We start from the raw sequence: 26,548 nt of genomic DNA on the forward strand, positions 1-26,548 counted from the left end.
TTCACGCCTTTGCGAGCAATTTTCATCGCTTAAGAATTAAATTTCATTCGATGTCTCGGAAGATTAATTTCATGTCCTTGCGGATAAGGCGCCCGATGCGTCAGGCTAACATCTTCTTTAATTTGATTTTGCGTTCGAAATTGATCTTTAGCATCCATATAACGCGGATCTGGAATAAAAGGCATTTTTGCCATTTTGAGAATCGTAATCGTCGGAAAATGATAATCAACCTCAACATTTCCCAGTAAAAGATAACAGCCTCCGCCCTGAAAAGGATGTTTCGCCAGACTATCTGGAAAATGTGCCGTATCAAAATAAGTGCCTTCATGATCGATCCAAGTTCCAAAATACATCGAACCTTTTTTGGTCGGAACGTGTTTTCTAGAAATCAAATAAGCTAGCATTCTAACTTGCTTTTTATGATATTTCACCAAATCTTTCGCCATAATATCGCCACGATGTTTGGTTTGTAAAAGATCGAAAACCGTACACGAAATAGGAAAACTCAACAGTTCGATTTCATCAAAAGCATCTTCAAAAACCGAACGTTCCAAAACAGGTAATTTGAATTCTTTAGCAGGTTCCTGAAGCAGTTTTAAATTTCTGTTTTCGGGTTTAAAATTGTTTAAAAGCAAACTTGCACTAATCAAAAGCTGATTTTTTGTTTTTCCTGTAAAGCGAAAAGCGCCAATAAAAATGAGAACTTTAACGCTTTCAATACCAATTGGAATTCGATTGATGAAATTTTCTAAAGAAAGATAATCGCCATTTTTTGTTCTTTCTGATTCTATTAAATGTGCAATTTTAGATTCTAAACTTTGCAAATGCATAAAGCCCAAATAAATATCGGTTCCGTACAAAGTTGTTTTATATTCGCTTTTATTCACACACGGATTATGAACGGTTCCGCCAGACATTTTAGCTTCGTGTACATAAACTTCAGTTCTGTAAAATCCGCCTTGATTGTTGATTACCGCTGTCATAAATTCGACAGGATAATTAACCTTTAAATATAAACTCTGATAACTCTCAACGGCATAAGAAGCAGAGTGCGCTTTACAGAAAGAATAACCCGCAAAAGATTCAATCTGACGATAAATTTCCTGACTCAAAGCTTCAGGATGTCCTTTTTGAGCACAGCTTGCAAAGAAATTTTCTTTTACCTTTTGTAAAGCTTCCAGCGATCTTCCTTTTCCTGACATGGCACGGCGAAGAATATCGCCATCAGGAGCAGGAAGTCCACCGTAATGTTGAGCAATTTTAATCACATCTTCCTGATACACCATAATGCCGTACGTTTCGCCAAGATGCTCCTTAAAAACCTCATGAAAATATTCAAACTGATTTGGATTGTTATGACGAAAAATATACTCTTTCATCATTCCAGATTGTGCAACTCCAGGACGGATAATAGACGAAGCGGCAACTAGAATTTTATAATTATCACAATTTAATCTACGCAATAATCCGCGCATGGCTGGACTTTCTATATAAAAACAGCCAATTGTATCTCCTTTTGCCAAATAAGAATTACACACAGGTTCATCTTTAGAAATCGAAGTGTTTCGAATATCGACTTTGATGCCTCGATTTTTTTCAATCAGTTTTACGCTGTCGTCAATATGGCCAATACCGCGTTGACTTAGAATGTCAAATTTGTCAAAACCAATTTCTTCGGCAATATGCATGTCGAAAAGCACAATTGGAAATCCTTTTGGAGGCATTTCCAGCGGAGTATAATTGGTAATCGGTTCTTCAGAAATAATAATTCCACAGGCATGCATACTACGTTGGTTAGGATATTTTCCCATCATATGCCCATATTCCTGAACCAGTCTCACAATTTTATTTGTCGGATGAAGCTCTTCTGGATTCTTCGCTAAAACATCTAATTCTTCTTTCGGAAGACCAAAGACTTTTCCGACTTCCCTAAAAATAGAACGGTATTTAAATTCGACATTGGTTCCGCAGAAAGCAACATGATCTCTGCCATATTTTTCGAAGATATATTCTAAAATTACATTGCGTTCCTGCCAGCTCCAGTCAATATCAAAATCGGGTGGCGTTTTGCGGTTAAGATTTAAGAAACGCTCAAAATACAAATCCAGTTCGATAGGGCAGATATCCGTAATTCCTAGGCAATACGCGATAATGCTGTTGGCACCGCTTCCGCGTCCGATATGCATAAAACCTTGGCTGTTGCTGTATTGAACAATATCCCATATAATTAAAAAATAGGCACTAAACTTTAATTCGTCAATAACTTTTAGTTCTTTTTCAACACGTGCCTTTGCTACTGTATTTTCTTTTCCATAGCGAAGTTCAAAACCTTTCAGGGCTAAAACAGTCAGCATTTTTATATCCTCTTCACGGCTTTTGGTGAAGAATTTTTTATTTTGCGAAACACCAAATTCATATTGAAAATTGCATTCATCGATGATACGTTGTGTATTCGAAATGATTTCAGGATATTTCTCATAAAAAGGCAAAAGAGCATCTAATGATTTTATGAAATCTGAAGTTTTGCAATAATCCGCTTCGGTAAGTTTTGATAGAATAATATTGGTGTCAATAGCTCGAAGCACTTTATGCAGATTGTATTCTCTTTTACAACTAAAAGTTACAGGCTGCAAAACCACCATTTTGGACATTTTATTTTTATGTTTGGATGTCAGAAGACTTGAAACCTCTTCTGGGCGAACTCCAATAAATTCATTTTCATAAAGCGCTTCTGGAGCATTTTCTAAAGTATAAATCACAAATGTTTCCTTAAATTCAGGAGCTCGTAAAGGAAGAGTTTCTCCACTGAAATTATGATCCGTTAAAAAACGATTCATTTCGGCTAGACCTTTGGCATTTTTTGCCAAACCGATATATCGAAATTGATGATTGCAGCGAAATTCCATTCCAACCAAAGGCTTAATTCCGTTCTTCTCACAATCTCTTATAAAATCATAAATTCCCGTTACGGTGTTAATATCTGTCAATGCCATTGCTTTTAGGCCACAAGAAGCAGCTAGATCAACAAGATCTTTCAGCGGAATTGTGCCGTAACGCAGAGAATGATAAGAATGACAGTTAAGATACATATTAAGGTTTAGGATTTTCGTTTTTTCGTTTTAAAATTTCGTCTTTAGTATTAGGTTTAAAATGAGCTCCAGCACAGCGCATTACGGCATCAAAACCATAACGGCTTTTCATTTTATCCATAGCAGCATAAAGTGCCAGCATTTCTTGAGTATCTTCAAAAAGATCAATTTGGTACGTTCCACGAACTAATCCGCTAAAGCGAACACCAATCAGACGAAGACGCATACGGCGCTGATAGACTTTCTCAAAAAGCTCCATTACATTTTTAGTCAAAATATGATCGGCAGAGGTATAAGCCACTCGGCTTTGTTTGGTTTCGGTATCGAAATTGGCGTAACGAATTTTAACCGTAACCGTTGAAGTTAGCCATTGTTCAGAACGCAACTGAAAAGCTAGTTTTTCGACCATTCCCAAAAGCACTCTTTTCAACTTTGCAATATCAATCGTGTCTTGAGAAAAAGTGTGTTCGGTAGAAATAGATTTTCTTTCGCTATAAGGTTCAACGGGCGTATGATCGATTCCGTTGGCTTTTTTCCAAATATCGAGACCGTTTTTTCCAATCATTTGCTGTAAAACCTCAGCAGGCATTTCTGCCAAAGTCTGAATTTTGCGAACACCAATTCGAGACAAAAGCTGAAATGTTACCGTTCCGACCATTGGTATTTTCTGAATCGAAAGAGGATTTAAAAAAGTTTGTACTTTGTGTTCCGGAATTTCAAGATTTCCTACTGGCTTGCCTTCGCCTGTAGCAATTTTAGAAACGGTTTTATTAATCGATAACGAAAAACTAATTGGTAGACCAGTTTCTTTAATTACCTTTTGTGCTAATTCATCTGTCCATTTATAACTTCCGTGAAAACGGTCCATTCCGGTAATATCCAAATAAAATTCATCTACACTTGCTTTTTCTAAAATAGGCGCTTTTTCTTGAAGAATTTCGGTAACATCGTGAGATAATCGCGAATACAATTCCATATCGCCTTTCATGATTTTTGCTTGTGGGCAAAGTTTCATTGCCATTGCAATTGGCATGGCAGAACGCACGCCAAATTTGCGGGCTTCATACGAACAAGAAGCCACAACACCGCGATCGCCTCCGCCTATAATAAGCGGAATTCCATTAAGTTCAGAATTGGTGAGTCGTTCGCAGGATACAAAAAAGGTATCCAAATCCATATGTACAATTGCCCGTGCCATTTTTCCTTTTGTTTTTGTATGAAACAAAATTAGCACAGGTGGTAACATTTTTTCGTATATTTGCTGTTCCAAATTATAACAAATTAATTATGTCCTTATTTTCAGACAACATCAGAGCATTAAGGGTTAAGCATAAAATATCTCAAGAGAAATTAGCTGAAAACCTTAGCATTACCAGAGGTAGATACGTAAAATACGAAGATGGAACTTCGGAAGCGCCGTACGACATTTTAAAGAAAATTGCATTGTATTTTCACATGAGTATTGACTTGATATTATCGGTCGATATACGTAAAATTGATGTGCAAAATTTGATAAAATTGGAAGGCAACCGACTTATTTTACCCATTCAAGTGGATAGTTTTGGAGAAAATTATATCGAAATTGTATCTCAAAAAGCAAAGGCAGGTTATTTAAACGGATATGCTGATCCAGAATATATTGAAAGTTTGCAGCAGATTACGCTTCCGTTTTTAGGACCAGGAAAGCACCGCGGATTTCCCGTTGAAGGCGATTCAATGCCTCCTCATGAAGATGGTTCTATTATTATTGGCCGTTATGTGGAAAAACTGGGAGAGGTGATGGACGGCAAAACTTATATCCTTATTACTAAGAATGAAGGAATGGTCTATAAGCGTCTCAATAAAAACAAAAAAAACTCTTTGGTTTTAGAATCCGACAACAGTTTTTATCCAAATTATGAAGTGAAGGCTTCTGATATTTTGGAAATTTGGGAATATGAATGCAATATCGGCCGTTCGGATAAAAAACAGGAGATGACAGAAACTGGAGCGATGAAAGATTTGCTTTTAGAATTGAAACGTGAAGTCCGAGAGATTAAGAATAATACTTCGAATACTTAAAATGTCAATGACAATTTCAAAAATCAATTTCAAATTTTAGCAATAAAAAAAATTAAAGTCCCGGAGGGACGATTTATATTGTAGGACCGGATTTTAATCCGGTTTTTTTATGAAACAATATGAATTGTCCCTACGATTCTTTTTCGACTGGATTGAAATCCAGCCCTACCATATTTGCCGAACCTGCGGTTCTTTTGTAATCCGTTGGATTCGTTTTTTTATAGAAAGTTCCATTTGGAATGGTTGAATGTTCCCAAAGATTAATTCCCCTTCACAATCGCAGATGCAATTTGTCCGCAATGATGCGAATTATGAAAAAGGATGATAGACAATAATTTCATTCTAGGAACCGTTCCTAAAAATGAAGTTTCTACTTCTTCGAACCAATCCTGATCGGAGGAATTTTTTATTACATCTTCTAGTGCTTTGTATCCTTGTTCCATAAAGGCATGACTGGTTTGAAGATCATAATTTTTTCCTGTATCAGATTGCCCGATTGTTGTGTTTTGGATATCTGTTTTGATTCCGAAAAATGCTCCTAATAGGTTTGCCGTTTCGCCAATATGTCTGTAAATAAATCCAACCGAAGCCGTTTTTTCATTCAATCGAAGCCGACTGTTTTCTGGTGTTATGTTTTTAAATGTAGCATTACATACAAAGCGGTTATGATCTAAAAGATCAAGTAAGATTTGTTTTTGCATGATTTCTATTTTTTAAATTAATCTTTCTTTTTATTCAAAATAGTTTCCAGTCTGCTGAGTTTATTTTCCCAGAAAAGATCAAAATGACTAATCAGTGCTTTAACATCATTAAATCCCTTTTGATTTAAAACACAATGCCGCTCTCTTCCAATTTCTTGGATCGAAATAAAACCTGCCTGCTGCAATATTTTAATATGTTTTGAAACCGCAGGACGGCTCATATCAAAGTTTTCGGCCAACGCATTTATATTATATGTTTCTTTAGTAAGCAATTGCAGAATTTGCCTGCGGTTCGGATCTGCAATTACTTGTAAAGCGTCAAGATTAGGTAATGGCATTATTTTTCATTTAAAAGATTTTCTATTTTTTCCATTTTTTTCAACCAGCCTTCTGTCATTCCAGCTAGGATAGAAACATTTTCTTCTTTAAATCCGGTATGAAGAAGATACAATTCAGTGCCATTATCTTTCTTTTCCAGTGTCCATTCGACAATAGTGTCAAAGATAGTTTCATCATTTCCTGGTCCGCCTTTCCAGCTGTAAACAAGCTTTTTAAAAGGAACAATCTCTAATATTTTGCAATGAAAAATTCCGTCAAGATTTAAACTTGGAATAGGATTGGTACGAAATGTAAACTGATGCCCCAAAAGAAGTTTAAAATCATTTGGCATAATCCATTGTGCAATTAATTCTGTCTCCGTAAGATACATCCATATTTCTTCGGGAGATTGGCTGTAAAACCATTTGTGGTTAATTTCTGTTTTCATAATTGAGTAACTTTAAGGTTACACAAATTTATATGTAACTTTTGAGTTACGCAAGTAAATTTAAATATTTTTTATAAAGGCTAGTCATTTTAAACTACTTAACTTGATTAGATGAAAACAAGAGAAGAATTGGACAACTTATTTGTTTTGCTTGAATATGTTAGAAAAAGATTGGTTCTTTTTTTTTAATGAATGATTTCTTGGAAAGAATGCGAAATGCAAAAAATAAGAAAAGTCCGCCACGAATTCACGAATTTTCTTAAATAAAATTCGTGAATTCGTGGCGGAAAAATATAGACAAAGACATTAGAAATCTTTATAATCTTTTTAATCTGTGGTGGAAAAAAAATCTAAAAAACCTTAGCAAACCCCAATCCATATTGCTTGCCATTGTAAAAAGGCATAATCATAGAGGTCGATTTATTCTCAGAAGATGATTTGAATAATTTTCTAGTGATATACGGATTAATCCAATAAGCGACTTTCGTACTCAAAATTCCGATTCCTGCTCCGGCAGCAACATCTGTTAGCCAATGACGGTTATTGTAAATTCTGAAAAGTCCAGTTCCTGTGGCAACAGCATAACCAGCAATTCCGTACCAAATAGATTTGTCTTTGTACTCCTGCCATAGAAACTCGGCTCCAGCAAAAGCTGTTGCAGTATGTCCAGAAGGGAAAGAATTGTTGGAACTTCCGTCAGGTCTTTCCTCATGTACAATCGATTTTAAACTCAAAACCGTTGTCGCCATAATAATGTATGAAGTTGCAAATATAACCGAACGGTCGCGCATATTATTTTTTCCTTTTACACCAAAAGCGTTCAGGACATAAACAGATGCAGCAGGAGCATATTGAGAGAAGTCATCAATTGTGATTTTCTCGTCTATATCTTCTGTAACTTCATTTCTTATTTGAGAATTGAAACTCAAAAGCTGGTCACTTCCTAAACCTATTACCCCATAACCAATCAAAATGGATGGAATAATTAATTGTTTGTAACTGAATTTTAAATGATTTGACGTACTGTCAATTTTTGTGATAGAATCATTTTGTTGCGCATTCGCAGAGCATAATCCGAATAAAAATAAAAGGAGAATCGTTTTTTGGAACATCTTTGATTGTTGTTATGTTTTGCAATATTAACGAATGTTGAAATTCTGTATTTTGTACTTAATTGAACCTTAAGTGAATATTAATTAATGCAACGCAAATAGCAATTTCAGTAATAAAGATATTATAATTTTTTAAATTTTGTAGGAATTATTTTTATTACAGCATCATCTTTTTTTTAAAACAACAAACAACAAACATTAAACATTAAACCTTCAGCGTAAACCAAAAAGTGCTTCCCAATCCTAAATTGCTTTCTACGCCAACGCTTCCGTTTTGAGCTTCAATAAATTCCTTACTGATGGCTAAACCTAATCCTGTTCCTGTTTTTTGACTTCCAGGAATCTGAAAATATTTATCAAAAACTTTGTCTTTATATCTGGCGTCAATTCCGAGTCCAGTATCCATAACCTGAAAAACCATCTGATCGTTTTCTTCTTTTAATTTAATGAGAATTGTGCTTTTTTCAGAAGAATAACGAATGGCATTTGATAAATAATTGATCAGAACCCAACCTGTTTTTTCGGCATCTGCTTTTACGTTTTTTAGATTTTCATTAGCATCAATAACCAATTGAATTTGTTTTTGGTCTGCTTGAACTTTTACAGCTTCTACGGCGTATTTCACAATTTCATGCGGATTGCTTTTTCCAATAGTCAATTGAATATTGCCAGTTTCCAATTGTGATAAATTGAGTAATTCGCCTGTAATCTTCAACAAACGCTGACTGTCGTCTTTAATGCTTTCTACCAATTGTTTCTGGTCGTCATTCATATCGCCTGTTTTGGCATTTTCAAGCAATTGAAGGCTTAATTTTATAGAGGCAATAGGCGTTTTTAATTCGTGCGAAACAGTAGCAATAAAATTGGTTTTGGCAAAATCCAGCTCCTTAAAAAGTGTAATATTTCGAAGGATAATTACATCGCCAATATTAATTTCTTTTTCTTCTCCCGTTGGCGTTATTGTGATATTATGAATTTCTTTTTCGAAATAACTTTCCTTTCCGTGAGCAAAAATTTTAAGAGGCTGTTTTTTCGGAGTTTCACTTTCTTTCAGAATTAAAGAACGAATTAAATCATTAGAAACAGCCAATTGAGACGATGGTTTCCCAATTATATCCTCAGATTTCAAGCCAATAATTTTTAGAGCTTCATCATTTAGAAACAGAACAATTCCTTCGTGATCCAAACCAATAATTGGATCGTTCATATTATTGATAAGGGTTTCCAATCTTTTTTTCTCAAAAAGAAGTTTATAGACATTGCTGTCATGATATTCTTCCAGCTTTTGTGCCATGGTGTTAAACGATTTGGCAAGATCTCCAAATTCGCTGTGACTTGTAAAATGAACACGTTCTGAATAATTTTTATTGGCAATTTCCTTAATACTCAGCGTTAATTCCTTAATCGGATTCGCAATATTGTTGGGCAGATTAACCAATAAATTAAAAGCTATTAAAAAGCACAAACTCCCAACAATCGCAATAGACAAGTTAGCCGTCTCTGCCGATTGTTTGGCAATATCGCTTTTCTGTTTTATGGCGTCGAGATTCAGTTTCATAATCGCAAAAATATCCTGACGAATTTGCGCTTTTACAGTTTCATTAGCAGTGCTTTTAGCTAAAAGAGCAAAGCTTTCTTTTAGTTTTTCGGTTGCTTGCTTTTCGCCTGGCTCTGTAATATTTCGGGTTTGCTTTTCGAGATTTTCCTCAAAATTCTGAATCGTTTTTTTCGAATCAGATTTCATTCCGTCCAGAGCAAGAATCATATTTCGCGAATATTCCAATGTATTGTAATTGGATTTCAGAATATTCTCGGTGTCCTGCTTAATCAAAAAAACAGAGTAAGCACTTACGAGAGAAAGAATGATGATCATTAGAAATAACAATCCAACACCCAGATTCAATTTGGTTTTAATTCTCATTTTATAAAAACATTTAATTTTTTTTGAACCATATAAGTGATATAAGGAAATTTAAGTACTTTTTTAACCGCAAAGACGCAAGGTTTTACGCAAAGGTCGCTAGAGTTTTTTGCTCGCAAAGTCACAAGGTCGCAAAGTTTTTTAATCTAATCTTTGCGTGCGTTGCGAAATCTTAGCGTCTTTGCGGTTAAACTTCAACGTCCCTAATTTAAATGAACTTATATCACTTATATGGTTTCAAAACCTTTAAGACAGTATAACAAGATCGACATTTGACAACGACAATTTATTTAGCAAATGCCTGAAAATTGTTGTAGACAAAATTACTTTAAATAAATTCAAATGCGGTTTCCCAATGCAGACAGTTGTAATTTGTTTTTCTTCTACAGTTGTCAAAATTGCATTGGCAATATTCGAATTCTCCGCTTTAATAACTTCGGCTCCCAATTGCACTGCGAGTTTAAAGTTATTAATTAAATGCCTTTGTTTGTCAAGGGCAATTCTGGTACTGCTTTCTTGTGGAGTTTCGACATATAAAACATACCAGCTTCCGTTGTAATAGCTTGCCAAACGGGCCGCTTTTCTAATTACTATTTTAGCCGTTTTATCGTTGCTGCTAATGCAAGCTAACAATTTTTCGTGTCGTAAAGCATGCAAATTCGGAACTTCGCTTTCCACTTTTCGAACTACCTGACTTGCCACTTCTTTCAAAGCCAATTCACGCAACTGCAGAATTTGTTCAGACTTGAAAAAGTTTTGCAAAGCCATCTGAATTTTATCTGCCGTGTAAATTTTTCCTTCTTTCAAACGGGCAATCAAATCTTCCGAAGTCAAATCGATATTCACTACCTCATCTGCCAAACGCAAAACATTATCTGGAATTCTTTCCTGAACGTCAATTCCTGTTATGCGTTTTACATCTTCATTTAGACTCTCAATATGCTGAATATTGACTGCAGAAATTACATTGATTCCTGCTTCCAGAATTTCCAGAACATCCTGCCAGCGTTTTTCGTTTTTGCTTCCCTCAACATTCGTATGCGCCAATTCATCAACGATAACCACTTCTGGTCTAAGGTTGATGATTGCTTGAACATCGAGTTCTTCGAGTTCTTTTCCTTTATAAAAAATGGTCCGTCGCGGAATAATGGGCAAACCAGACAATAACTCATGCGTTTCTTTCCGCATATGCGTTTCGATGTAACCAATTTTGACATCGATTCCGTTTTTCAATAACGAATGCGCTTCCTGAAGCATACGGAAAGTCTTGCCCACACCGGCGCTCATCCCAATATAGATCTTAAATTTCCCTTTTCGGGATTTCTGAATCAAATCCAGAAAGTGCTGTGCGTTATTTTCGTTTTCCATGTTTTTGAGAGTAAGAAGTTTTCTGTAAAATGTAAAATGACTGAATGTTACATTTCACATTTTACAGAAACCATTTCACATATTAGAAACTAATTGCCAAAGCTGTTGTTACAAAAGTATTTGTGTCTGTTGGCAGATTGTTTTTGGTAAAAATTTCATCTTTACTTGACAGATTTCTCGCTTCAATTCTAAACATAACATTATCAGTAATTAAGTAATCAAAGTTAGCTGAAAATCCGTAAGTTTTAAATCCGTTTGGAGTTTCTGTTGCGATAATTACACCTTTTTCATCACTGTAATATTCGCCTCGTGCTGCCAGCTGAATTTTATCTGTTGGTTTGTATTGCAGAATCAAAACAGGCGAAAACCAAGTATCGTATTTGTTACTGTTTTTAGCCGATTGCTGTGAACCAATATCAAAACCTGCCGTTAGATTCGTTTTCTCTGTTACTTTAAATTGTCCATAGAAATTATTAAAGTAACGCCATTTTTTGTCAATATCAGGCTGTTCATTTCCTACATACGTGCTCCAATTCAAAACCACTCTGTCCGTAGGTTTATACGTAACCTGTGTTCCAAAAGCCGGAGTTTGATTTCCCTCGATTTTCTGAATTCTCTGCCAGCCGTTCAAATACATCGCAGCCAAATACCATTTTCCAGAATCAGAAGTATAGCCAATTTTCACACCCGCTTCATAGTAAGGCGAATTTTCAGCCAGAATGCTTCGGGTTAAATTTGCGCAATCTTTTCCAATCGCACTTTCAAAACCAATATGCGATGGCATAATTCCTGCATCAATCCATAAATCATGTTTTTGTGAAATCTTCACACCAACATTCGCTTCATAAACATTTTTCAATAAATCCTGCTCAGCCGACATGTTATATTGAGCATAAGTTCCCGCCATCAAGGCAAAATTTCCTCGCACATTTCCCTTAGAATAATTCACTTTTGCCAAACCCAAATTCAGGTTCACCTCATTGCTTCGATTATAATTATAAAAAAAGTTTGGTCGAGTATGATTTTCCGGTTTCCCGAAATCGTAACTATAATAAACGTCTACATATCCAGAAAATGTAAACGGACTTTTAGACTCTTCTTGTGCATGTAAATTGCTAAAACCAAAAGCGATTAAAGCAGTAAGTAGTATTTTTTTCATATGTCATTGCGAGGAACGAAGCAATCGCCCTCTTAATTAAATTAATATTAGTAGATTTTTTAGGAGCTATTTCCCGCTATCCGTTTCAATCTTTTGTGCCGAACCCCGGCACAAAAGGATTTCCACTACTATCGGGGCTAGGGCATTTGGGGTAAAAAAGGCGTCTAGTATCCTAATAGGTTTCCAAAACCTTGTAGGTATTTAATTTTATAAAGTTTGGTTTTCGATTAAATTTTTCGCTACAGTTTGTCATTGCGAGGAACGAAGCAACCTCACTGGAACTTCCGTACAGTAAATAGCCAATCTTTATCGAGCTACTTGCGGAGATCCCTCGTTCCTCGGGATGACAAACCGTGTGGTTACTGTATTTCTAAAGAGAAGTCATACCTACAAGGTTTCGAAAACCTTGCAGGAGAAAAACTTAGAATCTCAGAACCTTAGCATCTTAGCGCTTTAGCGCAACGCATCAAGCGCCATATTCAACTCCAAAACATTCACAGTCTCAGGTCCAACAACAGCCGTGTTAATTTTAGATTCTACCAAAGCTTTTACTTTAGCTTCAGCTAAATTTCTTTCTTTAGCCACACGTTTTACCTGAACTAAAGCACCTTGCGGAGAAATATTCGGATCCAAACCGCTTCCTGAAGCTGTCACCATATCAGCTGGAATTTCAGCTTTTTTCAAGTAAGGATGAACAACAAGGAAAGTATCGATTCTCTTTTGAACCAAAGCTAAATACTCAGCATTGCTCGGACCTTTATTGCTTCCGGCACTTCCTGCAGCATTGTAATCAACTGCCGAAGGTCTTCCCCAGAAATAATTCGATTTATCGAACTTTTGTCCAATTTTTTGATATCCAACAACCTTTCCGTTAACAGAAAGTGTTTCTCCTTTTCCTTGATTGGGAGCCATTTGTGCGATTCCGTAAATCGCAAGAGGATAAATAACTGCGAATAAGATTAAAGTAACCGCAGTAAGTTTTATGAGTGAAAATATAGATTTCATTTTTTTTATTTTTAAGATTCTGAGTTGCTAAGTTTCTAAGTGGCTAAGAAAAAAACTTAGAATCTTAGCAGCTTAGTGTCTTAGTAACTTCTATTTACATAAATAGGGCAACAACTAAATCAATGACTTTGATTCCAATAAAAGGAACAATCAAACCGCCTAAACCATAAATCAATAGATTACGTTTTAAAATGGCGCTCGCTCCAATCGGACGATATTCAACACCTCTCAACGCCAGCGGAATCAGGATCGGAATGATAATCGCATTGAAAATTACAGCCGATAAAATAGCACTTTCAGGACTGTGTAAACGCATGATGTTCAAACCTTGCAATGCTGGAATCGCAGTAATAAAAAGGGCAGGAACAATCGCAAAATATTTAGCAACGTCATTCGCAATAGAGAAAGTGGTCAACGTTCCTCGAGTCATTAAAAGCTGTTTTCCAATTTCGACAATCTCGATTAGTTTTGTTGGGTCATTGTCCAAGTCAACCATGTTTCCAGCTTCTTTTGCTGCTTGCGTTCCGCTGTTCATGGCAACACCAACATTGGCTTGGGCAAGGGCAGGAGCATCATTTGTTCCGTCTCCCATCATCGCAACCAGACGACCTTCAGCTTGTTCTTTTCGGATGTAATTCATTTTATCTTCAGGCTTCGCTTCGGCAATAAAATCATCTACTCCCGCTTTTTCAGCAATAAACTTAGCCGTAAGCGGATTATCTCCCGTAACCATAACCGTTTTGATTCCCATTCTGCGTAAGCGTTCAAAACGTTCTTTCATTCCGGTTTTAATGATATCCTGCAATTCGATAACACCTTGAATTTCGTTATTTTTAATTACCACTAAAGGTGTTCCTCCGTTTGAAGAAATTGTGATTACCTGTTGCAAAGTATCTTCAGGAAAAACATTTCCAGCTTGTTCTGCAATTTTTTTAGCAGCATCTTGCGCACCTTTTCGAATGTTTGTTCCGTCTTTTAAAATTACACCTGAAGTTCTGGTTTCAGCAGTAAATTTGATAGTGTGTGAAATCTCAGAAGTCGTTTGTAAAAAGCTTGCCTTTGCTTCATTTTTTACATCTATCATTTCACTTAATTCTAAGATACTTTTCCCTTCTGGCGTATCATCGGCAAGCGAACTCAATACAGCAGATTTAACGAAATCTTCAAAAGAAATGCCTTTTGTTGGGTAAAAATTAGTTGCTTTTCTATTTCCTATGGTAATTGTTCCAGTTTTATCCAAAAGCAAAACGTCAATATCTCCTGCAGTTTCAACCGCTTTACCCGACTTTGTAATCACATTGGCACGCAAAGCTCTGTCCATTCCCGCAATTCCAATCGCAGAAAGCAAACCTCCAATTGTCGTTGGAATCAAACAAACGAATAATGCAATAAAAGCAGCAATAGTAATAGGAGCGTTGGCATAATCAGCAAAAGGTTTCAAGGTAACGCAGACAATCACGAAGATTAAGGTAAAAGCCGCTAACAAAATAGTCAAGGCAATTTCGTTTGGCGTTTTCTGACGGCTTGCACCTTCAACCAAAGCAATCATTTTATCCAAAAAGCTTTCGCCAGGTTCTGAAGTTACTTTTACTTTGATTTTATCAGACAACACTTTTGTTCCTCCTGTTACAGAAGATTTGTCTCCGCCTGCTTCACGAATTACAGGAGCACTTTCTCCCGTAATCGCACTTTCGTCGATTGTAGCAAGACCTTCGATAATTTCTCCGTCGGCAGCAATTAAATCGCCCGCTTCACAAATGAAAATATTGTCTTTTTTTAATTGAGAAGAACTAATGTTTCTGATTTCTCCATTTGGCAGAATCTGTCTTGCAGGAGTTTCTTCACGGGTTTTCCTTAAACTGTCAGCTTGTGCTTTTCCTCTGGCTTCGGCAATAGCTTCGGCGAAATTGGCAAACAAAAGCGTTACAAATAAAATTAGGAAAACAATTAAATTGTAAATAAAACTGCCCTGATCGGTTGCGCCCATTAAGATTGAAACGCAAACGGCAAACATAATGGCAGTTCCAATTTCTACGGTAAACATTACCGGATTTTTAATCATCATTTTTGGATTCAGCTTCACAAAAGACTGCAATAAAGCTTCTTTTACCTGTTTGCTTTCAAACAATGATGTGGATTTATTAGTTGTCATTTTCTTGTAAAAAGTTAAATGTTATTTGTTAAATGTTGTGCGATGCAAAAACATATAGCTTGTAGAACATAGCCAACGGTTTCAACCGTTGGAACACAACGTATGTTTTCAATCTTTGTCTCCAAGGTTTCAACCTTGGGCTATGTTTTAAATACGAACATTATTTTAGTGTAAAGTACTCAGCTAGTGGTCCCAATGCCAGCGCTGGAAAGAAAGATAAAGCAGCAACAATTGCGATTACAGCAAAAATCATGATTCCGAAAATCGTTGTATCCGTTTTTAAAGTTCCTGCACTTTCTGGAATGTATTTTTTATTGGCTAATAAACCAGCAATTGCCAAAGGTCCTATGATTGGAATGAAACGGCTTAACAATAAAACAATTCCTGTAGTGATATTCCAAAACGGATTATTATCGCCTAAACCTTCAAAACCAGAACCGTTGTTAGCAGCACTCGAAGTATATTCGTACAACATTTCAGAGAATCCGTGATTTCCAGGATTGTTTAACCAGCCCGTTGCATTTCCGCTGAACCAATACCCCATTGCAGTATCATGTGCAGCAAAATAAGAAGCTAAAGCGGTTCCTGCTAAAATCAATAAAGGATGAAGAATAGCAATAAAAGCAGCGATTTTGACTTCTCGAGCTTCGATTTTCTTTCCGAAAAACTCAGGGGTTCGACCTACCATTAAACCAGAAATAAATACAGCCAGAATAATGAAAATGTAAAAGTTAAGGTAACCTACACCGCATCCGCCATAAAAGGCATTGACCATCATAGCCAATAATTGCATAGCTCCTGAAACTGGCATCGAACTATCGTGCATACTGTTTACAGAACCTGTAGAAATCACTGTTGTGGCAATACTCCAGAAACCTGAAATGGCTGGACCAAAACGGACTTCTTTTCCTTCCATTGCTCCGTTTAACTGAGAAATTCCCATTTTTTCGATAGCGGGATTTCCACTTATTTCGCTTGACATTGTTGGAATTACCAAGAGTAAAAATCCAACTGTCATTACACCAAAAATGATATAGGAGAATCTTCGTTTTTTAAGGAAGAAGCCAAGCGCGAAAATCATTGCAAAAGGGACTATCATTTGTGCCCAAAGCTCAACAGCATTGGTAAAATAAGTAGGATTTTCTAGAGGATGCGCTGAGTTTGCTCCGAAAAATCCGCCACCGTTTGTACCAATATGTTTAATGGCAACAAAAGCAGCAGCTGGACCGCGAGAAACTTCAACATGATCGCCTTGTAAAGTAGTGATAGCATCTTTTCCTTCAAAAGTCATTGGAGTGCCGCTAAAAACTAAAGCAATAGCTACGATTGCTGAAAGTGGCAATAAAATACGAGTACAGCTTTTTACAAAATAGTTGTAGAAATTTCCCAGCTTATCAGTTGTTCTTTCGCGCATAGCGGTAAAAACCATTGCTGCAGCAGCGATTCCGACACCAGCCGAAACAAATTGTAAAAACATTAATACCATTTGTGATAGGTAAGAAACCCCACTTTCGCCTGAGTAATGCTGCAAGTCGCAATTGACTAAAAATGAAATGGCTGTATTAAAAGCCAAATCAGGCGACATGGATGGATTATTATCTGGATTTAGAGGTAAAGAACCCTGAAAAAGCAACACAAAAAAGCAGAGAAAGAACCAAAGCATATTGATGCTTAAAAGTGCTTTTAAATGCTGTTTCCAGTTCATTTCTTCAGCTGGATTGATACCGCTGATTTTAAAAATAATTTTTTCAAGCGGATTGAAAATTGGGTCAAGAAGCGTTTTGTCTCCTAAAAATACTTTAGCAATATATTTTCCGAAAGGAATCGCTAAAACAAAAGTTAGGAGAAAAATACCTATAACACCTAATAATTCTGTATTCATAATATTGTGAGTTGTTGATTGTAAAAAATGAAATGTGAAGTTGTGAAAAGTGAGATGTGATTTGTAAAATGAAAGACATCTAACATTTCACTTTTGACATTTCACACTTATTAGAATTTTTCAGGTTTAATTAATACATAAACCAAATACACGAAAACGGCAATTGAAACAATAAAGAGTGCAGTCATGATTTAGATTTTTTCAAAGAATTCAACAGATTTAAAACAAATCGCAAACAGCAAAACTGCCAGTGCGAGTAAAAGAATTGTGATCATAAAATTGTTTTTATTGTGAGATGTAAAATGTAAAATGTTATTTGTTAGATGATGTAATCTGAGTAAATGTGAAAAGTAAACGGAAAGACATTTTACATTTTACAGATTACATTTTTCATCATTAGACTCCAGAAGTATTAACTTGTTTGATATATTCTGCTTTAAGCGTTTGCGGGAAAAGATGTGAAATATTGCAGTGGCGCATTTCCATAAAAGATGAAACTGAAAAAACATATACGTTTGAAATAGCATTTTTAGTCTCGATACTTCCAGTAATAAATAACCGTTCAGCAAGCGCTAAACATTTTTTAGCTCGAACGATATTTCCAGAGATAATATTTTTTTTAGTGATCTCGGCAAAGCGTTCAGCTTGTTTGTAAATGGAATTAACTTGATTTTTCATGAGAAGGAATTTTTTATGTTCTTTCTCTTTATGCCAAAATATATTCCGAAAATGTTAAGTAGAGTGTAAAGTGTTGTAAAATAAGGAGTTGTTTTTTCGTGCCAAAAATCAGGCATAAAAAAAGCCTATCATTTTGATAAGCTTTTCTCGTTTTGATATGTTATTTTTAAAGTAGGAAGCTCCAGCGGAGCGACACCCACATTTTTAATATGTCGCTCCGCTGGAGCTTTTTTCTATGGGAATATATTATTTCTATAAATATTTCGCTCCTCCAGAGCTTTTCAAATCGAATTAAAAATTGATTTTGAAATTTGATATTGAAATTGCCATTGGAATTTGGAATTTAAAAAATTTGGAATTTATCCTATTGAATCCCATATTCCTCAATCTTTCTATACAAAGTCGCAATCCCAATTTCCAACAATCTCGCCGTTTCAGCTTTATTTCCTTTAGTATAATTTAAAACCTTTTGAATGTGCAATTTCTCAATACTTTGCATAGAAAAAGCCGACATTGGTTTGTTGGTTTTCTCTGTTTGATGCTGGATTTCATATGGCAGAATATCAGAAGTCAAAGTATCGCCATTGCTTAAAATAACCGATCTCTCGATAACATTTTTGAGTTCGCGGATGTTTCCCGGCCAAGAATAATTTTCTAATTTCTCGAGAAAATCAGCAGCCGTATGTAAAGTCTTTTTATTCGTTTTTTCAGAAAACTGTTTCACATAATAATTAGCCAGCAACGGAATATCTTTAGCTCTTTCGCGAAGTGAAGGAAGTTTGATTTCGAAAATATTCAAACGGAAATACAAATCAGAACGGAAACGATGTGCTTCGCTTTCTTCCTTTAAGTCACGATTCGTGGCTGCAATTAATCTGAAATTTGATTTTTTAGGACTTGTGTCTCCAACAGGAATATATTCGCTGGTTTCTAAAACACGTAATAATTTTGCCTGAAGATCAATTGGCATCTCACCAATTTCATCCAAGAATAAAGTCCCGCCATTTGCTTCTTCAATAAAGCCTTTTTTATCTTTCAAAGCTCCAGTAAAAGCACCTTGTTTATGGCCGAAAAGTTCACTTTCTAAAATTTCCTTACTGAAAGTACTGCAATTTAAAGCCACAAAAGATTTTCCTGCACGATTGCTGTTTTCATGAATTGCCTGTGCAAAAACCTCTTTTCCAGTTCCCGTCTCGCCAGTCAATAAAACAGTAGAATCGGTTTTGGCTACTTTTTGGGCAAGATCAATAACCTGTTCAATTCCTTTTGATTTTCCAATTATGGTATTAAAGGAATATTTATCGCCAATACGTTTTTCAAGCTGTTTTACTTTTTTCTGCAAATGCACTTTTTCGACCGCTTTATAAAGGAGCGGAATAATCTTGTCGTTATCATCGCCTTTTACAATATAATCGAAAGCGCCATTTTTCATCGCCTGAACACCGTCTGGAATATTTCCGAAAGCTGTTAGCAGAATAACTTCTGCCAAAGGAAAACTGCTTTTTATGTTTTGCACAAAATCAACACCGTTTCCATCGGGAAGTTTTACATCACATAAAACAACATCAATATCCGTTTGCTCCAGTTTTTTAAAACCAGATTTTAAATCTTTCGCCTCAAAAACTTCAAATCCTTCCGATTTAATAATACGAACCAGCAGACTTCTCAGTTTTTCTTCGTCGTCTATAATTAAAATTTTGTGTGTCATTTGCAGAGATGCTAAACCAAATTTTGGTATTTGATTACAAATTTAGGGTTAAAATTGGTTTGCTTTTTTGATTCAGGAAAATTATTTAGAAAAGAATCTGTGGCCGGAAAAAATAAACACATAGAGGCATAGATTTTTCTATTCTCAAAAGGCGTTTCACTTGCATTAATACACATAGCAATCTATGTGTTAGAAACGAGTTTCTTTTGGTTTTCTTTGAGGTAAAGTAAAATCTATGCCTCTATGTGTTTAAAAAATTAGGAGCAACGAGAAATCCTTAATCAATCTCTTTCTCGTTGTCCTTTATAAAAGTGTCAATATTCAGTAAATAAGGATCAATTACAATGCGTTGAGGTTTGTTTTTGATTTTAATTTTACCCTCAATTGTATTGTTTTGAATTGGAAAAGTATAACAAGATAGCTTTCCATTTTCATCATAAATTCCGATATCAATTGTTGAATCGTTGGCAATTTGTTTGCGAACTCCTGTAGTATTTTCTAGATATTTTTTAGAATCGGCTTTAAAAGAAACTTCATAAAAACCATTCTTTTTGGCACTTTCAACTTCAGAAATTTTAGAAGAATAAGTAATAATCTTTTTAAACATTTCATCCAATTTAGGTTGAAGTTTTGAATCAGTAACCAAATAAATCTCTTTCAGTAAATCTGCAGAATCTGGAATTGGATTTGGATATTTATAATGATTTAAGAAATTATGCAAAGCTAGATTTATCTTTTCTTCTCCAATTAGCATTCGTAATTGATGCATAATGAGCATTCCTTTGTCATAAGGCAAATGCGGCGTTTCATAATTCGTTTTATATAATGGAGTTTCGGGTTCGTAACTTCGGCTACTCAAATACAAATCCAGATGAATCTTTAAAGTTTCCAATGCTTTTTCCAAACCATGTTCTTTTTCATACAACATCAATTCGGTGTATTGCGCGAGAGTTTCAGTCAAAATCCAGCTTCCTTCTTTTTGTTCCGGACTAATTTGTGAATTTCCCCACCATTCGTGCGACAATTCGTGAGCTGTTAATTGATTGATGATATCTTCTTTATCTCGATTATTCAAGTTGCTGTAAAACCCAAAATTCTCTTTCATAAAAACCGTCGACGGATACGAAGTTGCGGCAAATCCATCCGCGAAAGCAGAAACTTCGGCATAGCGGATAGTTTTGTACGGATATTTCCCAAAGTTGTTTTGGCAATAATCCAAGGTATTTTTTAGATCCTGAATTAGTTTGGCAACATTTCTAGAATGCCTTTTGTCATAATAAACTTCGATTGAAATTCCTTTATAATTCGTTTTTTGAATTTCATATTCGGCAGAAGAAAAAGCAAATCGAAACGGAATCTTTCCATTAGATTGATAATGAAAATAATTGCGGTTGTCTTTTTCCCAACTTCCTATTAAATCTCCAATTCCAATTGCGGTTTGATTTTTAGAAGTCGAAACCACAACATCATAATTAATGAAATCATATACTGTTTTCGATTTTTCTTCGAGTTTTTTAAGAGGCGGTTGTGGTTTTAAATGTCTTTTTGTACGTTCTTTTTTACTGCTGATTTCATTAGAATCTTGATAACCAAAAGTTGGAAAGTAACGGCTTATTCGCATAAACGAACCATTTTTAATAATCGAATTAAAAGCAGTATGACCTTTAAATGGCGACCAAGTTGAGGTAAAAGCAAAACTCATTTTCATTTTTTGCTGTGGTTGCAAAGGCTTTTCCAATCGGTACCAATAATGCTGAAATTGAGAAACATCATCGAGATTTTTGGCGTTTTCAATCTCAACAGAAGTCAGTTTCGAATTTCGATCTATATATAGGAGTAAACTATCAATTGGTTTTTCCGAATTATTGATCAATTCATAACTGCCTTTCACTTCATAACGATTTTCTTCAGGAAACAAATCGACTTTACTTTTTACCGCAATAATCGTTGGCTGGTCAAGATTCGCATATTTTTTAAACTGCTTTTCGTATTGCTCGCTCCAATTGTTCTGATCATCTTTGGTTAAATATGGATATTCAATATTGGTTTTATAAAAAAGAAAACTTCCAAAACCAATGAAAAGAATACTTCCGAAAGCAAAAATTGTTTTCTGAATAGCATTAAATGAATTTCTGTGAATGGTTTTTAGAATAGTCGAATTTCGTTTCCATAAAATTCCAGTCAAAGTTAGAAGCATCAAAGCCAGACCAAAATTGTACCACATCGAAATATGAAACGGAAAAGTATAACTTCCAAAACCATTCAAATCAAAATATTCTCTTTTAAAAGAATCTCCAAATCTAAATAATGGATGTGAAATTCCCAATTGTTCTCCAATTCCGGTACAAAACAAAAGCACAATAAATGCAGAAATGGCCAATCCTAAATATTTGTTTTTAATGAAAGTCTGAATGGCAATCACCAAAATCGAAATCAGAAACAACGGAAATCCAATATAATAAAACATTGAAAGGTAAAGTCCAGCTTCAATTGGAGCGTTTGCGTGTATGATTTGAAAGCCAATTCCAATCAAAATACTGATTCCAATTAAGAGAAGCGGAATCATAAAAAGTGCCGTCAATTTTGAAATCAAAACTATAAATTGAGAATATGGTGCTGTATTTTCGAGCATTTCAAATCTGGAATTTTCGCTTCGATTCAATAATTCACTACTATAAAAAAGAGTAATCAGAATTAAAATAAAGGGCAAACGATCCATTATTGTTGAAATCATCAAAGCCGTATTGGTAATATTTTCTGCCAATCTGATTCCACCGTCAATTTCATCTGAAATCTCTACCATTAATATTCCAGAAAATAAAATTGCAATCAGTAAAAACGGAATTCCTTTTAAAACCAAATAAATATCCATTTTCAAATTGCTTTTAAAAACCGCCCAATTATGTTTTGAGGTTTTAAATTGCTGTTCTGGAATTGCGGTAGAAAATAGTTGTGTCTCTTTTATACCGATTTTAACCGACTTTACCTTTTTAGTTTTTGTTTTTCGGAATGAAAACAATTTATAGGAAACAAAAATCAGAAGGAAAGAAACGCAAATCCAGACAATTCGATTGAATAAAAAGTTGCCTGAAAGCGAAAGTAATTGGGTGTTTTTTTCAATGGATGTCCAATATCTCGTTTGTTCTAAAAATGCAGCCAACCCAAACGGATCTATTTTTGCGGCCAAAGACATCGCTTTCGCGGAAGACGGAGAAGCATTTGCAAATAAAGGCGAATTAGAAAAAATAGAACCTGCTATATATAATAGGTAGATGAATAAGCCGCCAACATAAATAAAAAGTTTGCTTCGCGTAAGCCAAGCCAGCGTTGCAAGAATCGAAAGACATAATAGAATATTGGGAATAACGATTACGAAATAAGGCCAGAGGTAATTTAAAACTTCAAAAGGACCAATTTCGCTTTTCGGAATCCATGACATTTGATGTCCGATAATCATTCCGATGATAAACATTCCAAAAGAAGAAACTGCAATCACAAAAGCAGTTATAAACTTGCTTCCCAAAAAATGAAATTTAGAAATAGGAGTAGAGAAGAGGATCGCATCAAACTTGGTTTCATATTCTTTAAAAAAATGCTGTGCGACTTGAAGTGTGATCGAAAAGATCGTGATCAGCGATAGCAAACCTATCGCATAAGTCAAAGTAAATGGACTATTTTTATAAGCGCCCGAAAACGAAAAGTTCGCAAAAGCACTCACAAGAAAGCCAAGAATCAGATATATAATATAGGTAGCATAAAAAGTCCAGTTTCTGGTATTGTTATGCCATTCAAATTGAATTAATTTCGAAAACATAACATTATTTTTTAAGTTGATTTTGAGATAAAATATTGAAATAAACATCGCTCAAATCTGGATAACTCAATTCAAAACCAGAATCAGGCTTTTGATCAGAGAAAACATGAATATTGATTTTTCCAGAATTCAAATGCGACGAAATAATATTAAAATGTTTCTGATGCTCTCTCAGTTTATTTTTATGAATGGCTTTCGTCCAGATTTTGCCTTTTAAAGAATCAACCGCTTCATTTGGATTTCCTTCCAAAAGTAACTTTCCGTTACAAATAATCGCCATTTTGGTACACAGATCGCGGACATCTTCGACAATATGCGTGGACAAAACCACGATAATGCTTTCGCTAATTTCACTTAAAAGATTGTTGAAACGATTTCTTTCCTCAGGATCAAGTCCTGCAGTCGGTTCATCAACAATGATAATCTTCGGATTTCCTAGCAAAGCTTGAGCAATTCCAAAACGCTGACGCATTCCTCCCGAAAAAGAATGCACCGCTTTGTCTTTGTGCTGTAGTAAATTGGTTTGCTGCAGTAAATACAAAATCTGTTCCTGTCGTTCTTTTGTATTGACAATTCCCTTCAAAACTGCCAAATGATCCAATAAACGATAAGCGGAAATCTTTGGATAAACGCCAAATTCCTGCGGAAGATATCCGAGATTTTCTCTAATAAACATTGGATTTTCGAGAATGTTGATTCCGTTAAACTCGATAATTCCAGAAGTTGGTTCCTGCAAAGCAGCAATGGTTCGCATTAAAGTCGATTTTCCAGCACCATTCGGACCTAATAAACCAAACATTCCGTTTGTAATGTCAAGCGATAAATGGTCAATCGCCTGCGTGCCGTTCTCATACGTTTTGCTGAGATTTTTGATTGATAAACTGTTCATTTTTTGATTGATTTTTGATGATTTATAAATGAGATTTGAAAATTTTAGGCAATAGAATGCCTGTCGGCCTCAAAAAGCCGATTTTTAGATTCAGAAAATTTAATTTAAAAGAAAGCTACTCGCTTACATATTCTAAAATATCACCGGGCTGGCAATCCAGGATTTTACAAATGGCTTCGAGCGTATCAAATCGAATACCTTTTGCTTTTCCCGTTTTTAGAATCGATAAATTAGCAGGCGTTATATCTAATTTCTCTGCCAATTCTTTACTCTGCATCTTGCGTTTGGCAAGCATTACATCAACATTTACAATTATTGGCATAGCTATATAAATAAGTCTTGTTCGTTCTGAAGGTTTAAACCTTGTTTAAAAATGGCTGCTAGAAAATAAGCAAAAGCGCCAAGCATTCCGTGCAATATGATAAAAAGTGCCACTTCATTATCTAAAGGAACAAAGAAGAAAGCAAATAGTATCACGATACTCGGAATAAATAAATTCGATAAATAAAAACGTTTTAAGTGTAGAACTCCATTTTGAGTAAACAATTTCGGCTGAAAGAAAACTTTAAAAACATTACTGCTCAATAAAAAGAAAAGTCCATAAAGACTCAGCGGAGCCAGAAAGTCAAAAAGAATATACGGCAGATTATAATCTCCAAGCATAACAGGATGCGAGGTAAAAGGATAACAAACCTGAAAATATTTGCCATTATCCTTAAAAGTCAAAAACAGACCCGTTATTAAAGCAAAAACCGAATAAGCAGCCAGAAAAAAGTAGACGGCTGATAAAATTCGGGTGAAATAAAATAATATTCTCGAAACAATGTGAGTGGTCTTCATACACGGAAAATTAAATTTGATATTGCAAATGTATAATTAATTATTGTAAAACAATAATTAATTATTAAAAAATAGATATTTAGAACGACTAGAGAATATTATAATTCTATTAACATTAGAAAACAAAAGGCATTCGCATAAATGGCTTAATTTTGCATTTTAGCCTTAATTTATATGAAAAACCCAATTTCAGTCTCAATATTAGAGCTTGCAATTATCACCCAAGATAGTAATGCAACAGAAACATTTCAAAAAACAAAAGACATAGCCCAATTAGCAGATAAACTCGGATACAAGAGAATCTGGCTGGCAGAACACCATAATATGGCACACGTTGCCAGTACAGCAACGGTGATTTTGATAGGATATGTGGCAAGTCAAACCGAAAATATCCGTGTAGGCTCTGGCGGAATCATGCTTCCGAATCATTCACCTTTAGTAGTGGCAGAGCAATTTGGAACTTTAGAAACGCTTTATCCTAACCGAATCGATTTAGGTTTAGGAAGAGCGCCAGGAACAGATCAGCCAACTGCCGAAGCAATTCGAAAAGACTTTTTTGAGCAAGCACAACGATTTCCACAGAATGTAAGCAAACTTCAAGAATACTTTTCATCTGAAAATGCAACAGGAAAAGTTCGTGCATTTCCAGCTGAAGGTCTAAATGTGCCAATCTGGATTTTGGGATCAAGTATGGACAGTGCGGCTCTGGCGGCGGCTTATGGATTGCCTTATGCTTTCGCTGGACACTTTGCGCCAAAGCTGATGATCCAAGCATTCGAATTTTACAGAGAAAATTTTCAGCCATCAGAATATCTGGATAAACCAAAAACAATGGCTTGTCTAAATATCATTGCTGCCGATACAAACGAAGAAGCAGAATTGCTTTCAACAAGTTTGTATCAAATGTTTCTAAACTTAATTAGAAACGACCGCAAAGGATTACAGCCACCAGTTCCATCATTAGATGATATCATGAACGAAGCAGAACGTTTCCATGTAAACCAAATGACAGCAGGAACCTTTACAGGAAACAAAGAACAATTAGTAACCGATTTAAGAAAGTTCATAGACTACGCAAGAATCGACGAACTAATGGTAACAAGTCCAATCTTCGATCACAAAGCAAAACTAAAAAGCATCGAAATTACCAAAGAAGTAATAGACGCTTTAAATCAATAATACATATTATATATAGTATAGTTTTACTCTAAGTATATATAAGAGTAATTCTCATTTCAAACCCGACGGTTTTCCAAAACCAGTCGGGTTTGTTTTTTTTCTACATATATATAAGTGTAGAATGCGAGGTTTAAGAATAGCGAAGCAGAATTTAGTTTTAGTCGCCATGAAACCCGACAGGTTTTCAAAACCTGTCGGGTTTGCTTATATATAATAATATGTAA

At 35.3% G+C, this 26,548-nt stretch carries 21 protein-coding genes; 2 read left to right on the forward strand and 19 right to left on the reverse strand.

The genetic code is table 11. The features are described 5' to 3' along the window. Nucleotides 1–29 precede the first annotated feature (29 nt). Both J7574_RS22870 and dinB read right to left on the reverse strand, forming a co-directional pair. Nucleotides 30–3,089, reverse strand: a complete 3,060-nt coding sequence (locus J7574_RS22870; RefSeq protein WP_290974580.1) for a DNA polymerase III subunit alpha — start codon at nucleotides 3,087–3,089, stop codon at nucleotides 30–32. 1 nt (nucleotide 3,090) lies between these two features. Beyond that, a complete protein-coding gene (dinB, locus tag J7574_RS22875) occupies nucleotides 3,091–4,287 on the reverse strand; it encodes a DNA polymerase IV (RefSeq protein WP_290974583.1) in 1,197 nt (398 codons plus the stop codon). An 89-nt stretch (nucleotides 4,288–4,376) separates the two neighbouring features. Between dinB and J7574_RS22880 the strand changes: the two genes are divergently transcribed. Then, nucleotides 4,377–5,150, forward strand: coding sequence for a LexA family transcriptional regulator (locus J7574_RS22880; protein ID WP_198857503.1), 774 nt, complete (start codon nucleotides 4,377–4,379; stop codon nucleotides 5,148–5,150). A gap of 260 nt (nucleotides 5,151–5,410) precedes the next feature. Here J7574_RS22880 and J7574_RS22885 read toward each other — a convergent pair whose 3' ends face one another. The 17 genes from J7574_RS22885 to J7574_RS22965 form a co-directional block, all read right to left on the reverse strand. Continuing rightward, nucleotides 5,411–5,851 carry a DinB family protein gene (locus tag J7574_RS22885; RefSeq protein ID WP_290974590.1) on the reverse strand — a complete coding sequence of 147 codons (441 nt, stop codon included), beginning with the start codon at nucleotides 5,849–5,851 and terminating at the stop codon, nucleotides 5,411–5,413. A 17-nt stretch (nucleotides 5,852–5,868) separates the two neighbouring features. After that, nucleotides 5,869–6,189 (reverse strand): helix-turn-helix transcriptional regulator, encoded by a 321-nt coding sequence (locus tag J7574_RS22890; protein ID WP_290974592.1) that lies wholly within the window; start codon nucleotides 6,187–6,189, stop codon nucleotides 5,869–5,871. Beyond that, the gene (locus J7574_RS22895) at nucleotides 6,189–6,617 is read right to left on the reverse strand and encodes an SRPBCC domain-containing protein (protein WP_290974595.1); all 429 of its coding nucleotides are present in this window, start codon (nucleotides 6,615–6,617) and stop codon (nucleotides 6,189–6,191) included. Before J7574_RS22895 ends, J7574_RS22890 begins: the two co-directional genes overlap by 1 nt. A 350-nt stretch (nucleotides 6,618–6,967) precedes the next feature. Beyond that, nucleotides 6,968–7,729, reverse strand: a complete 762-nt coding sequence (locus tag J7574_RS22900; RefSeq protein WP_290974598.1) for a phosphatase PAP2 family protein — start codon at nucleotides 7,727–7,729, stop codon at nucleotides 6,968–6,970. A 205-nt stretch (nucleotides 7,730–7,934) separates the two neighbouring features. Further along, nucleotides 7,935–9,650 (reverse strand): ATP-binding protein, encoded by a 1,716-nt coding sequence (locus J7574_RS22905; protein ID WP_290974601.1) that lies wholly within the window; start codon nucleotides 9,648–9,650, stop codon nucleotides 7,935–7,937. 246 nt (nucleotides 9,651–9,896) lie between these two features. Continuing rightward, complete coding sequence (locus J7574_RS22910) at nucleotides 9,897–11,018, reverse strand: sensor protein KdpD (protein ID WP_290974604.1); 1,122 nt, start codon at nucleotides 11,016–11,018, stop codon at nucleotides 9,897–9,899. Nucleotides 11,019–11,100: 82 nt separating this feature from the next. Continuing rightward, nucleotides 11,101–12,177, reverse strand: a complete 1,077-nt coding sequence (locus J7574_RS22915) for a porin (RefSeq protein WP_290974607.1) — start codon at nucleotides 12,175–12,177, stop codon at nucleotides 11,101–11,103. Nucleotides 12,178–12,630: 453 nt separating this feature from the next. Then, nucleotides 12,631–13,182: a K(+)-transporting ATPase subunit C gene (locus J7574_RS22920; RefSeq protein WP_290974610.1), complete on the reverse strand. Its 552-nt coding sequence runs from the start codon at nucleotides 13,180–13,182 to the stop codon at nucleotides 12,631–12,633. Between the two features lie 94 nt (nucleotides 13,183–13,276). Beyond that, entirely contained in the window at nucleotides 13,277–15,334 is a 2,058-nt protein-coding gene (kdpB, locus tag J7574_RS22925) for a potassium-transporting ATPase subunit KdpB (RefSeq protein WP_290974613.1), read from the reverse strand. Between the two features lie 160 nt (nucleotides 15,335–15,494). After that, on the reverse strand, nucleotides 15,495–17,216 hold the full coding sequence (gene kdpA, locus J7574_RS22930) for a potassium-transporting ATPase subunit KdpA (protein ID WP_290974616.1): 1,722 nt from the start codon (nucleotides 17,214–17,216) through the stop codon (nucleotides 15,495–15,497). A gap of 110 nt (nucleotides 17,217–17,326) precedes the next feature. Beyond that, a complete protein-coding gene (gene kdpF / locus J7574_RS22935) occupies nucleotides 17,327–17,404 on the reverse strand; it encodes a K(+)-transporting ATPase subunit F (RefSeq protein ID WP_073489533.1) in 78 nt (25 codons plus the stop codon). Between the two features lie 208 nt (nucleotides 17,405–17,612). Then, nucleotides 17,613–17,894 carry a hypothetical protein gene (locus J7574_RS22940; RefSeq protein WP_290974619.1) on the reverse strand — a complete coding sequence of 94 codons (282 nt, stop codon included), beginning with the start codon at nucleotides 17,892–17,894 and terminating at the stop codon, nucleotides 17,613–17,615. Nucleotides 17,895–18,258: 364 nt separating this feature from the next. Continuing rightward, nucleotides 18,259–19,602 carry a sigma-54 dependent transcriptional regulator gene (locus J7574_RS22945; RefSeq protein ID WP_290974621.1) on the reverse strand — a complete coding sequence of 448 codons (1,344 nt, stop codon included), beginning with the start codon at nucleotides 19,600–19,602 and terminating at the stop codon, nucleotides 18,259–18,261. Between the two features lie 277 nt (nucleotides 19,603–19,879). After that, nucleotides 19,880–23,416, reverse strand: a complete 3,537-nt coding sequence (locus tag J7574_RS22950) for a M1 family aminopeptidase (RefSeq protein WP_290974623.1) — start codon at nucleotides 23,414–23,416, stop codon at nucleotides 19,880–19,882. Between the two features lie 4 nt (nucleotides 23,417–23,420). Then, nucleotides 23,421–24,305 carry an ABC transporter ATP-binding protein gene (locus J7574_RS22955; protein ID WP_290974626.1) on the reverse strand — a complete coding sequence of 295 codons (885 nt, stop codon included), beginning with the start codon at nucleotides 24,303–24,305 and terminating at the stop codon, nucleotides 23,421–23,423. 115 nt (nucleotides 24,306–24,420) lie between these two features. Then, on the reverse strand, nucleotides 24,421–24,627 hold the full coding sequence (locus J7574_RS22960) for a helix-turn-helix transcriptional regulator (protein WP_008466864.1): 207 nt from the start codon (nucleotides 24,625–24,627) through the stop codon (nucleotides 24,421–24,423). Nucleotides 24,628–24,629: 2 nt separating this feature from the next. Beyond that, a complete protein-coding gene (locus J7574_RS22965) occupies nucleotides 24,630–25,145 on the reverse strand; it encodes a DUF2975 domain-containing protein (RefSeq protein ID WP_290974632.1) in 516 nt (171 codons plus the stop codon). A gap of 174 nt (nucleotides 25,146–25,319) precedes the next feature. On the opposite strand from J7574_RS22965, the gene J7574_RS22970 reads away from it, so the two are divergent. Next, nucleotides 25,320–26,324 (forward strand): LLM class flavin-dependent oxidoreductase, encoded by a 1,005-nt coding sequence (locus J7574_RS22970; RefSeq protein WP_290974634.1) that lies wholly within the window; start codon nucleotides 25,320–25,322, stop codon nucleotides 26,322–26,324. The last annotated feature ends 224 nt before the right edge of the window (nucleotides 26,325–26,548 follow it).

It is taken from the genome of Flavobacterium sp. (assembly GCF_017744675.1).
Lineage (GTDB): Bacteria > Bacteroidota > Bacteroidia > Flavobacteriales > Flavobacteriaceae > Flavobacterium.

Coding starts and splice junctions, on each gene's coding strand:
- J7574_RS22870 (WP_290974580.1), bottom strand. CDS start 3,089: ATGTATCTTAACTGTCATTCTTATCATTCTCTGCGTTACGGCACAATT.
- dinB (WP_290974583.1), bottom strand. CDS start 4,287: ATGGCACGGGCAATTGTACATATGGATTTGGATACCTTTTTTGTATCC.
- J7574_RS22880 (WP_198857503.1), top strand. CDS start 4,377: ATGTCCTTATTTTCAGACAACATCAGAGCATTAAGGGTTAAGCATAAA.
- J7574_RS22885 (WP_290974590.1), bottom strand. CDS start 5,851: ATGCAAAAACAAATCTTACTTGATCTTTTAGATCATAACCGCTTTGTA.
- J7574_RS22890 (WP_290974592.1), bottom strand. CDS start 6,189: ATGCCATTACCTAATCTTGACGCTTTACAAGTAATTGCAGATCCGAAC.
- J7574_RS22895 (WP_290974595.1), bottom strand. CDS start 6,617: ATGAAAACAGAAATTAACCACAAATGGTTTTACAGCCAATCTCCCGAA.
- J7574_RS22900 (WP_290974598.1), bottom strand. CDS start 7,729: ATGTTCCAAAAAACGATTCTCCTTTTATTTTTATTCGGATTATGCTCT.
- J7574_RS22905 (WP_290974601.1), bottom strand. CDS start 9,650: ATGAGAATTAAAACCAAATTGAATCTGGGTGTTGGATTGTTATTTCTA.
- J7574_RS22910 (WP_290974604.1), bottom strand. CDS start 11,018: ATGGAAAACGAAAATAACGCACAGCACTTTCTGGATTTGATTCAGAAA.
- J7574_RS22915 (WP_290974607.1), bottom strand. CDS start 12,177: ATGAAAAAAATACTACTTACTGCTTTAATCGCTTTTGGTTTTAGCAAT.
- J7574_RS22920 (WP_290974610.1), bottom strand. CDS start 13,182: ATGAAATCTATATTTTCACTCATAAAACTTACTGCGGTTACTTTAATC.
- kdpB (WP_290974613.1), bottom strand. CDS start 15,334: ATGACAACTAATAAATCCACATCATTGTTTGAAAGCAAACAGGTAAAA.
- kdpA (WP_290974616.1), bottom strand. CDS start 17,216: ATGAATACAGAATTATTAGGTGTTATAGGTATTTTTCTCCTAACTTTT.
- kdpF (WP_073489533.1), bottom strand. CDS start 17,404: ATGACTGCACTCTTTATTGTTTCAATTGCCGTTTTCGTGTATTTGGTT.
- J7574_RS22940 (WP_290974619.1), bottom strand. CDS start 17,894: ATGAAAAATCAAGTTAATTCCATTTACAAACAAGCTGAACGCTTTGCC.
- J7574_RS22945 (WP_290974621.1), bottom strand. CDS start 19,602: ATGACACACAAAATTTTAATTATAGACGACGAAGAAAAACTGAGAAGT.
- J7574_RS22950 (WP_290974623.1), bottom strand. CDS start 23,416: ATGTTTTCGAAATTAATTCAATTTGAATGGCATAACAATACCAGAAAC.
- J7574_RS22955 (WP_290974626.1), bottom strand. CDS start 24,305: ATGAACAGTTTATCAATCAAAAATCTCAGCAAAACGTATGAGAACGGC.
- J7574_RS22960 (WP_008466864.1), bottom strand. CDS start 24,627: ATGCCAATAATTGTAAATGTTGATGTAATGCTTGCCAAACGCAAGATG.
- J7574_RS22965 (WP_290974632.1), bottom strand. CDS start 25,145: ATGAAGACCACTCACATTGTTTCGAGAATATTATTTTATTTCACCCGA.
- J7574_RS22970 (WP_290974634.1), top strand. CDS start 25,320: ATGAAAAACCCAATTTCAGTCTCAATATTAGAGCTTGCAATTATCACC.